The sequence below is a fragment of the Beijerinckia mobilis genome (assembly GCF_000745425.1).
In the GTDB taxonomy this organism is placed as follows: Bacteria; Pseudomonadota; Alphaproteobacteria; order Rhizobiales; family Beijerinckiaceae; genus Beijerinckia; species Beijerinckia mobilis.
Genome location: NZ_JQJH01000011.1, coordinates 143,389 through 153,861 on the forward strand (window position 1 = coordinate 143,389; position 10,473 = coordinate 153,861).

The following is a 10,473-nucleotide window of genomic DNA, read 5'->3' on the forward strand; positions in this document are numbered from 1 at the left end:
ATTCAGGCTCCCAACCGCCCGCAGGCCAGCGCCCGCGCATCCTCGATCAGCGCGCCAATATCCTCGGCCAACGGGTCACCCTGCGCACTACAGCCCGGCGGCAGTTTCGCCCGGATTTCGGCGGCGAGTTTTTCCACCTCCTCGCGCAACAGGGGATCGTCCTCGCACTGGCGGAGCAGGCTTGCGAGATCGAGATCGGAAGCGGGGGACGAGGCAGGCGGTTCGCGCGTCGAGAGTACCAGCCTTTCCAGCCAGACATCCTCGCCAAGACGATGCGCCACCGCCTGGACATTATCGGCAAGCGCCTGTTCATCCGCCCGCAGCGCCGCATGGAGCGGCGTTTCGCCGGACAATTCCACCCGGACGGCGAGCAGGCGGCCGCCGGCCTCCGTGACGAACGGCGCGATCCCCGCCTCGACATGGGCGAGAAGCGCCGCCTCATCCTCGATGCCACTGGAAAGATCGAGCGAAAGCCGCGCGAAACGCGCCTGATCAAAGGCGACATGGGTGAGATTTTTTACATGCCCGTCTTCCACATCGACCCGTACCGCGCCTTTTGCGCCGCATTCGCGGATGCTGCGCCCCTGCAAATTGCCCGCATAGACGATTTTGGGGTCATCGCAGAGAATTTCATAGGCATGGGCATGGCCGAGCGCCCAATAATCATAGCCGCGCAGCCGCATGTCCTCGATCGTGCAGGGCGCATAACGCGCATGCGGCGGCCTTCCGTCGCAGGATGTATGCAAGACACCAATATTGAAACAGCCGGCGACGGGGGCGGGATAGGTCTCCGCGTAATTCTCGCTGACGTCACGGTTGGGGAAACTGCGGCCATGCAGGGCGACGCCGAGATCATCTCGACGGAAGGTCGAAGGTTTCTGGACGGAAAACAGATGCACGCTGTCCGGCAGCGCGATCGTCCGCGTGACGACGCTTGCCGCATCATGATTGCCGCGCAGCACGTAAACGCCAATGCCGGCGCGATGAAGCCGCGAGACCTCGCGGTTGAAGAACAGACCGATCGAGGAATCCTTCCATTCCCCGTCGTAAATATCACCGGCGATGACGACGAAGGCCAGTGCCTGATCAATCGCATAAGTGACGAGGTCGATGAAGGCCTGGCGGCTCGCATGGGCGAAGCGGCGGGCAATCTCCTCATCCTTGGCGGCAAGGCCGATCAGCGGGCTGCCGAGATGCAGATCGGCAGCATGGAGAAAGCTGAATTTCATGGGCCTTCCATTCGCGAGCACGAATCAGACATGCCGAGGCTACAGAGCGTTCGGCCCACAGACCATGCACGGCCGCGCAAGATTTACAACCGGGAGGATGGCGCGAAACATTGCTCGCGCGTCACCTGTCTGTTGCATCAACCGGCAGATGTATCCTTTGGCGGATGCGCTTCCCCTGCGCTCTGTTTCGATGTCGTCACCTGCCGCAGCGGCGGGAATTCCTCCACCGTCAGCGTTTCCTTCTGCATCAACAAGCTCACGCCGGTTTCGAGATCGCCATGGCGTTTCGCCAGAATGTCATGAGCCTGCTCCGCCGCCACTTGCACGAGATCGCGCACGGCAACGTCGATTTCCCGCGCCGTCGCCTCCGAGGCGGCAACGACCTGATCCTGCGCCGCCGTGGCGAGAAAGAGCTGCGATCTCTGCGCATAGGTACGCTGGCCGATCGCTGCGTTCATCCCATATTTCGTGACCATCTCGACGGCGATTTCCGTCGCGCGCTGCAAATCATCCGCCGCACCGGTCGAGACATCGCCATCGAAGATCAATTGTTCCGCCGCACGGCCGCCCATCAGCACCGCCATGCGTTTTTTCAGATCGCTGACGGCGAGCAGGAAACGGTCCTCGGTCGGACGCTGCATCGTATAGCCGAGCGCGCCGACGCCGCGCGGAATGATCGAGACCTTGTGCACGGGGTCGATGCCCGGCAGGCTGGCGGCGACGAGCGCATGACCCATCTCGTGAAAGGCGACACGGCGGCGCTCGTCGAGGCTCAGCACCCGGCTCTTCTTTTCAATTCCCGCGACAATGCGCTCGACGGCTACGCTGAAATCATCGAGCGTCACCGCATCCCCATTGCGCCGCGTGGCGGTGATTGCGGCTTCATTGACGAGATTGGCGAGATCGGCGCCCGTAAAACCGGGCGTCAGGCCCGCGATCGTCTCGAGATCGACATCCTTGGCGAGGCGAATCTTGCGGATATGCACCTTGAGGATGGCCACGCGCCCGGCATGGTCTGGCCGGTCGACCACCACCTGGCGATCGAAACGGCCGGCGCGCAACAACGCCGGATCGAGGATTTCCGGCCGGTTGGTCGCGGCGAGCAGGATGACGCCGATGCTCGGATCGAACCCATCGAGCTCGGCGAGAAGCTGGTTGAGCGTCTGCTCCTTCTCGTCATAGCCGCCAAGCGCATTGGCCGAGCGGCTGCGACCGAGCGCATCGAGTTCGTCGATGAAAATGATGCAGGGCGCGGCCTTGCGCGCCTGATCGAAAAGATCACGCACGCGCGCCGCGCCGACGCCGACGAACATTTCGACGAATTCCGAGCCCGAGATCGAAAAGAACGGCACGCCGGCCTCGCCCGCCACAGCACGGGCGAGCAGGGTCTTGCCGGTGCCGGGCGGACCGACGAGCAGGATGCCTTTGGGAACACGCGCCCCGAGCCGGCCGTAAGATTTTTGATCCTTGAGAAAGGCAACCACCTCGCGAAGCTCGAATTTCGCTTCATCGACACCCGCGATATCGGCGAAGGTGATTTTGGTGTCTTTTTCGACATAGACCTTGGCGCGCGACTTGCCGATCGACATGAGGCCGCCGAAGCCCTGCTTATCGGCCATGTTGCGGAACAGAAAGACCCAGATCAGGTAGAAGAAGACGAGCGGCAGCGTCCAGGATAGAATCGTCACGAGGAAATTGTTCGACGTTGCTCCCGTGACGGTGACGCCATGCGCGTTGAGTTTTTCGGCAAGCCCGGCCTCGACGCGGGTCGTCACAAAATCCTTCTTGCCGTTCGGCAGCGGCGCCTTCAATGTCCCGCGGATCGTATCCTCGCCGACCGTCACCTCGGCGATCTTGTCCTCCGACAGCAATTGCTCGAACTGGCTGAAGGGAATCGTCGCCACCTGCGAGGCACTGGAGAAGACCAGCTGTAAAAGCAGCGCGCCGCCGATCACGGCGAAAATGGTCCAGGTCTTGAGATCGATTTTTTGGAGGGGCGATTCATTGGCCATGGCATGTCCATTCATCACCGCCCGTCAGAAACCGGAAAACACTCCGACAGGCGGCCGGCAGGGGATCGGACCATCGAGGAAAGCCGCTAAACGCCCGATGCACCGGGCAAGGCTGCCCGGAACGGGGCTCGATAGCCAGGAATCCTCTACCGGAAAAACCATCACCTTTCCAATCCTCCGCCAGGCTCGTAAGCCCTGCCCCGCTTCTTTTCATAGACTTGCCGAAGCCGTGACTTGTCCGCGATCGAAGACCGGATCAGCGCCTGCGCTCACTTTGGCCGCGCAGCCATCCGGACGGGTCTAAAACGACCAGAACGTGCCAAGCACGAAAGCGTCACCGCTGATGCTGCCGCCAGCTTGATTGCGGGAAATCGAGTGAACATATTCACCCTGTAATCCCACCCAATCGGTCAATTTATAGCGGGCCAGTGCGACAATGTTCTCGTTGCTGTGCAGCAGTGTTGTCGGATCCCCGTAATTGGCCTGAAGGACACTAATGCCATAAGCGGCGCCGATGGTGAAACGGTCGAAGAATGTGTAGGTGGCCTGCCCATAGCCGCCAAAGGAATTACGCTTCTCGCCATTGGTGCTGATGCCATCGAAGAACAAAAAGGTCGAGCCCATGCCACGCCCATAATAGGCATAAGCAAGCAGACTGACCGCATCCACATCGAGACGGGCACCGGCATCGACGGCCAAGGAGCGTATATTCGTGCCCGGTGCCATGGATCCATTGAGTGCGACCGAATCGCCGATCTCGACACGATGCTGCTGCGTCATGCCAGAGGTCCAGGCCGTCAGTTCCGCATTGTCGGAGACCGCCCCCTTATATTTTACCTTCCATTGAATGTTCGGCTGATCATGTCCGGTCATCGTACCGGAAAGACCAGAATAATTGACGAGGCCGTAGGGCGAGAAGACACCGACCGAGAAAGTGAAACCGTCGATATCTGGCGAAATGTATGTGATTTGCGGAAACCAGTCCATGTAATAATAGCCGAAGCCGATATGACCGAGCGTCGAATTGCCCGGCGCCGCATTACCGGAAGGCGTACCACCACCGGGAATGGTGGCGTCATTGAGCACGGCATCGGCGGCAAAGAGCGCGATATCACGGCCGACCTTCACCGTACCGAAATCCTGAGAGCCTATAGTGCCGAAAACCTGACGCACATCGATGCCGGGCGTACCGAGCGCCGTCGCAGTGCCACCATTATTGGCATTGTATTTTCCGACGGCGACATTGCTGCCCGCCGTATAAATGCCCAAGGTGAATCCAAGATCATAGCCATCCTGGCGTGTCGAGATCGAGGTTACGAGCGCGCTCGGCACCAGGCCCGCGCGGATCGAATTTGTGTTGTTGACGGAACTGTTGCCGGAGAGGCCGCCGGCGACATCGGCATTGCCCTGAGTCTTGAACGTCTCCACCGCGAAGAAGCTCAAAAGGCCCGTCAGCTTGACATCGACCGCACCGATATGCACACCAATACCTTTGTCGAGACGCGTGACATAGCGATCATCGGGAGCGACGACGACATTTTCCTTCGTGACCACTTTGCGGCCTGGAACAACATATTTCCGTTCCTTCTGTTTCAATTCGGCGGCATGGCGGCCTTTCAGGGTCTTGTATTCGCTATGGCTCAAAATGCCCTTTGCCTTCAACTGGTCAAGCAATTGATCGGTTGTATCCGCATAAGCACCTGTGCATGACAGACCGACAGACAACGCCATCGCGGCAAGTCTTGTGCCCCTACCTTCGGGAATGCGGCGCTCCGCCTCAAACCCCGCAGAAATTTCTGCCGCAGTCATCTCATTCCTCCCCGTCCAGCCGCTTCATGGCCGGAGTTCCTTTGCATTCACCGGACGCCAGAGCTCCGCGTGATTATCGCCCTCCCCCAGGCGCGCAGAGTTTATGGTATCCGGGCCGGCGCAATCCGCACCGTATTTCGTTTCAACCTTGGCGCTGCACGCACAAGGCGCGTCCGTGAACCTTGTTGGCGGTTGCGAACGGATGTTTACGCCCATCGATGAGATTCACGTCCACGGCTCGTTCCTCGCCATGTTCTCCGGAAGATTCGAGACGGGTCCGGCTCCAGAACCAGGGCCCGCTCAATTGGAGCGCCGCCGGAACCTTGCAGCCGAATTTCGTCTTCTCGTGATGCCCACAGGGGACAACATCCTCCTTGTCTTTGTCGCGCATATAAAGGCTTGTCAGATCCTCGACTGTCGGCAGTTCCCAGGCACCATCCGCGAGTTGAAGCCCGGCGCAATAGGCTTGCGCTCCACGCCAATCGACATCCTCGCCATTGTCACGCGCCGCCCATTGAAGATGGGTGACGTCATCCTTGAGGGTTCCATCGGCATCGAGCCGCCATCGCTCCTCGCCAGGCTTTACAGCCGTGGAAATACCTTGCGGGTCAGCCGTTTCAGCACGCATGGGCGCGTTCATGCTTCCTCCCATGAACAGGGCGAGAACAATCAACGAAATGGAACGATAGGACATCATGTCTTTTAGTCTCGATGGATGCAGGCATTCCATTCGCTGCCATAACGATGGTCTGGCAAGCCGATGGCCCCCACAAGGATGTTGAGCGATATCTTCCGAGGCACCGTCTGTACTGACGACGGCGTGGCCGGACGGACTCCCGCACAGCACCGGATGATGAGTTGATCCACACGACGAGGATATTTCCGTTCACGCCATCGGACCGTATAAAAAATGGCGGCAGGAAGGACGCCAGCGCCGATCGAATCTGTCCGAACGGCTCCATCTCAAAGATCGGTGTCTTTTCAATGCCAGGATCGAAAAGGCACCGGGCGGAGAGGATAGCTGGTATCCTCTCCTTCCCGCCGCCATGGTTCTGGCGCAGGTCGATGGAGGGGATGCCCTGCGCCAGCACACACATGACCTCAGGGCTTCGACATTCCCGCTGGCGCGTAGTTTTCAAGATTCTCGCCGGATGCCATTGCCTTTTCGAGCTGATGCGACCGCATGATCAGATAATCATGCACATTCTCGATCTCTTCCGGACTCAATTCACCGGCGAACGACGGCATGCCATTATAGGCGCGGCCACCCATGACGATGCCGGGGAAAGCTTCATGGTTTTCCGCCGACAAGGTCCGCAGATCCGGCAGGACGCCGCCGCTGATGCCATTGATACCGTGACAGGGCGAGCAATTGGCGTTGAAGAGATCGCGTCCCGCATCGACCTGTTGCGGTGTCGCATGCAGCTCCGGCGCTTCGGGTTTGCGATCCGCATATTTATATTTCAACGGCGGCAGTGTTGCCGTTCCACCAAGCTTGTAGGTGAGAACCTGCGCATTCGGCTTGACACCCGCGCGCAGCGACAACGGCCCCGCGAAGGTCGCGAAAGCACCGCCCCAGCCAGCCATGAAGGTGACATATTGTTCACCATCGATCTCATAGGTGATCGGCGCCGCCATGACGCCCGTATTGGCTGGCGATTCCCACAATTTCTTGCCGGTCTCGGCGGCATAAGCGACGACGCGCCCATCCGCCGTGCCCTCGAAGACCAGATTGCTCGCCGTGCTCAGCGTGCCGCCGTTGAAGATCGTGGAATAGGGAACCTCCCACACCTTCTGCTGCTTGATCGGATCCCAGGCCATCAGCTTGCCCGACCAGGTGTCGGCATATTTGCGCAGACCATCCGGATCTTCCGGCATCATGCCGGTATTGACGTCGAGCTGATAGACACTCTTGAACTTCCGCCGTGGCGGAATACCATCGACATCCTGATACAGAGCCGACATGATATGGGTCGGGATGTAGACGAGGCCAGTATTGGGGTTATAGGACATCGGCTGCCAGTCATGCGCACCCCAGAAGGCCGGCTGCACGAGGACGGGTTTACGTTCCGGATCCTTCCAATATTCGACCTCCGGATTCATGATCGGACGGCCGTTCTTGTCGAGCCCTTTCGACCAGTTGATCGGGATAATGTTCTGGCCCGAGATGAACTTACCGGTCTTGCGATCGAGAACGTAGAAATAGCCGTTCTTCGGCGATTGCATCAACACTTTACGTGTCTTGCCGTCGATCTTGATGTCAGCGAGAATGATATGGGCTGTCGCCGTGAAATCGAACGGATCCATCGGCGTCGTCTGGAAATGCCAGACATATTCGCCATTGTCGGGATTGATTGCGACAATGGACGAGACGAACAGATTATCGCCCTTGCCCTGCGTTCTGATGCGCGGATTCCACGAGGATGAATTGCCGGTCCCGAGATAGAGCAAATTGAGATCGGGATCATAGGCCATCGAATCCCAGGAGGTGCCGCCACCCCCACGCACGACGAAAGCATCGCCGGTCCATGTCTTGCGGGCGATCTCCATTGCCTTGTTTTCCGGAGGCTTCGCCGGATCACCCGGGACGTTCCAGAAACGCCAGACCTGTTTGCCGGTTTCCGCGTCATAGGCGGTAATATAGCCGCGCGTACCATATTCAGCGCCGCCGTGACCGATGATCACCTTGCCCTTGACGACCCGCGGAGCCCCGGTAATGGCAATACTGCGGTTAGTGTCATAGCGTGTATCGACAGACCAGACCTTCTGTCCGGTTTTCGCGTCGATCGCCTCTAGCCGTCCATCAAGGACCCCGACAAAGACCTTGCCGTTCCAGACGGCAACACCGCGATTGACCGCATCGCAGCAGGCTTCACCCGCGCGCTCGCGATCGGATTTCGGATCATATTTCCAGATGAGCTCGCCGGTCTTGGCGTTCAACGCATAGACCATGGAGAATGGCCCGGTCGTGTACATCACGCCATCGACGACGATCGGTGTCGCCTCGACGCCGCGATCAATATCGAGCTTGTAACTCCAGGCAAGCCCCAGCTTGCCGACATTATCCTGCGTGATCTGTTTCAGCGGGCTGAAACGTTGCTCGCCGTAGGTGCGGCCCGTGGTCATCCAATTGCCTGGCTCCTTGTCGGCGGCGATGATGCGCTTGGCATCGACTGCCGCAGGACCTTTTTCCGCAGCAATGCCGGCAGCGGAGCCGCCCGCCAGCGCCAGACCGATTGCAAGCGCGGCGGCGCTCACTCCTCCCCAAATCTGTCTGTATGTCATTTTGTTTCCTGGAATCATATCGCAGTGAATGAATGATGTACGCTCACCGAAACCTGTTAATCGCCTGTCTCAATTCTGGATATAGACGACATGCGTATGCGTGAATTCGTAAAGGCCATGCTTGCCATCGGCGCCGCCGATGCCGGAACGTCGGACACCGGCATGAAATCCCTGCATGGCCTCGAAATTTTCGCGATTGACATAAGTCTCGCCGAAGTGAATCTCGTTGCAGGCACGCATTGCAGTCGAAAGATCACGCGTATAGATCGAGGAAGTGAGCCCGTAGACGGAATCATTGGCCCGGGCGATGGCTTCATCGAGATCCTTGACGATATTGACCGGAGCGACGGGACCGAACACTTCATCCCGCATGATTTCCATATCCTGGCGGCAATTCACGAGTACGGTGGGCTGGAAATAGACACCGCCAGCCTTCTCGTCGGGCTTGCCGCCAGTAACGATCTGCGCCCCTTCGCTCACCGCTCTCTGCACGATCGCATCGATGCGATGCATCGCTGCAGCATTGATCAACGGACCCATTCCGACCGGTTCATTGCCGAGCGGATCGCCATAGGTCGTGGCACTCATGGCCGCGGCGAATTTCGCCGTAAATTCATCCGCGATGTCTTCCTGGACATAGATACGTTCCGCGCAATTGCAGACCTGCCCGCTATTGATGACACGCGACCCCGTCACCGCCCTGACGGCAAGGTCGATATCACAATCTTTCATGACGATAGCCGGAGCCTTGCCGCCCAATTCAAGGTTCACCTTGGTGATATTCTTCGCCGCCGAAGCCATGATCGCGGATCCCGCACGCACGCTGCCGGTGAAACTGATCAGATTGACATCGGGATGCGATGTCATCGCTTCACCGACCGTCGTACCGCGACCATAGACGAGATTGAACAGACCCGGCGGCAGGTCAGTTTCGGCGACGAGACCGGCAAAGAGCGCCGCATTATTTGGCGTTTCCTCGCTCGGCTTGATGACGATCGTATTGCCGGTCACAAGCGCCGGCGCCATCTTGCGCGCGATCAGGAAGAAGGGAAAATTCCAAGGCAGAATGCCGGCAACGACACCGAGGGGTTGACGGAATAGAAGTATGGTCTCACCCGGACGGTCGCTGGCAATGATTTCACCCTCAAGACGGCGCGCCCATTCGGCCATGTAATCGAAATAATCGGCTGTAAAACGGACCTCGACCTCGGCAAGGCCGAGAAGTTTGCCCTGCTCCTCGCTGATCGTACGGGCAATGACATCGACCCTCTCGCGGATTTTCGACGCAATCGTCCTCAGATAGCCAGCGCGGGCGATCGGCGGCAACTTGGCCCATTCCTTTTGCGCCGCCCTGGCGGCTGCGACGGCCTGATCGACGACAGCGGCGGATGAATCAGGGATCTCGGAGATCTGTTTTCCCGTCGCTGGATTGAAGACCGCGATCGTTTCCGCCGCCTTCGTCTCCAGAAACTGGCCATTGACAAAATTATGATGCATCGCAAACCTCTTGAAAGAACGCACAGGTCATCAGCGTCAGCGATCATCGATGTGCCGCGGACCAATTTGGGTGGACATCTCTGTATCTTGCTCACCGAGACAGACTTTGGGCCTGTACTTCGAAGCCAATATTTCCCGGAATACAGGCGCACTCACGCGATCAGGCGCTTGCCAAACCACTTAAGGCAGGCCCTGCGGCGGCATGTATGCACTCTTGGGCATATACACGAGAGCAAGAGGATTGATGACGGCACGAAATGGACAAGCCATTCGATAAAATCGGCTGATCTGCCCTAGGCGGTAGTGACGATTTAACTATCTGAGCCATATGGCTATTGCGGCAAGTTTGACGAAGCCCATGAAGTTGGCAAGCAGCTTGTCATAGCGGGTCGCCACCCGCCTGAACTGCTTGAGCTTGTTGAAAAAACGCTCCACCAGATTGCGTTCCTTGTAAAGCTCGGTGTCGTAGGGCCGCTGAACCTTGCGATTGCGCTTGGGTGGAATGACGATCTCGCTGCCTTGTCCGGTAATCTTCTTGTGCAGATGGTTCGCGTCGTAGCCTTTGTCGGCGAGAGTTGCAGTCGCGTCAAATCCATCAATGAGTTCATGCGCGCGAGTGATATCGTTTTCCTGGCCCGGTC

General features: G+C 58.6%; 7 protein-coding genes. All 7 read right to left on the bottom strand.

Going from position 1 to position 10,473, the window contains the following annotated elements; all coding sequences use genetic code 11:
* Positions 1 to 2: 2 nt before the first annotated feature.
* Positions 3 to 1,229, bottom strand: coding sequence for a metallophosphoesterase family protein (locus DL88_RS10670; RefSeq protein WP_034995711.1), 1,227 nt, complete (start codon positions 1,227 to 1,229; stop codon positions 3 to 5).
* A gap of 137 nt (positions 1,230 to 1,366) precedes the next feature.
* Positions 1,367 to 3,241: an ATP-dependent zinc metalloprotease FtsH gene (gene ftsH / locus DL88_RS10675; RefSeq protein WP_034995797.1), complete on the bottom strand. Its 1,875-nt coding sequence runs from the start codon at positions 3,239 to 3,241 to the stop codon at positions 1,367 to 1,369.
* 300 nt (positions 3,242 to 3,541) lie between these two features.
* Positions 3,542 to 5,050, bottom strand: coding sequence for a porin (locus tag DL88_RS10680; protein WP_245270766.1), 1,509 nt, complete (start codon positions 5,048 to 5,050; stop codon positions 3,542 to 3,544).
* A gap of 142 nt (positions 5,051 to 5,192) precedes the next feature.
* A complete protein-coding gene (locus tag DL88_RS10685; RefSeq protein WP_169741562.1) occupies positions 5,193 to 5,690 on the bottom strand; it encodes an Lcl domain-containing protein in 498 nt (165 codons plus the stop codon).
* Positions 5,691 to 6,151: 461 nt separating this feature from the next.
* Entirely contained in the window at positions 6,152 to 8,335 is a 2,184-nt protein-coding gene (locus DL88_RS10690; protein WP_034995714.1) for a PQQ-dependent dehydrogenase, methanol/ethanol family, read from the bottom strand.
* Positions 8,336 to 8,404: 69 nt separating this feature from the next.
* A complete protein-coding gene (aldA, locus tag DL88_RS10695) occupies positions 8,405 to 9,832 on the bottom strand; it encodes an aldehyde dehydrogenase (RefSeq protein ID WP_034995716.1) in 1,428 nt (475 codons plus the stop codon).
* Between the two features lie 315 nt (positions 9,833 to 10,147).
* Positions 10,148 to 10,473: IS5 family transposase (locus tag DL88_RS10700; RefSeq protein WP_034995718.1), on the bottom strand; the 326-nt coding region annotated here is incomplete at its 5' end.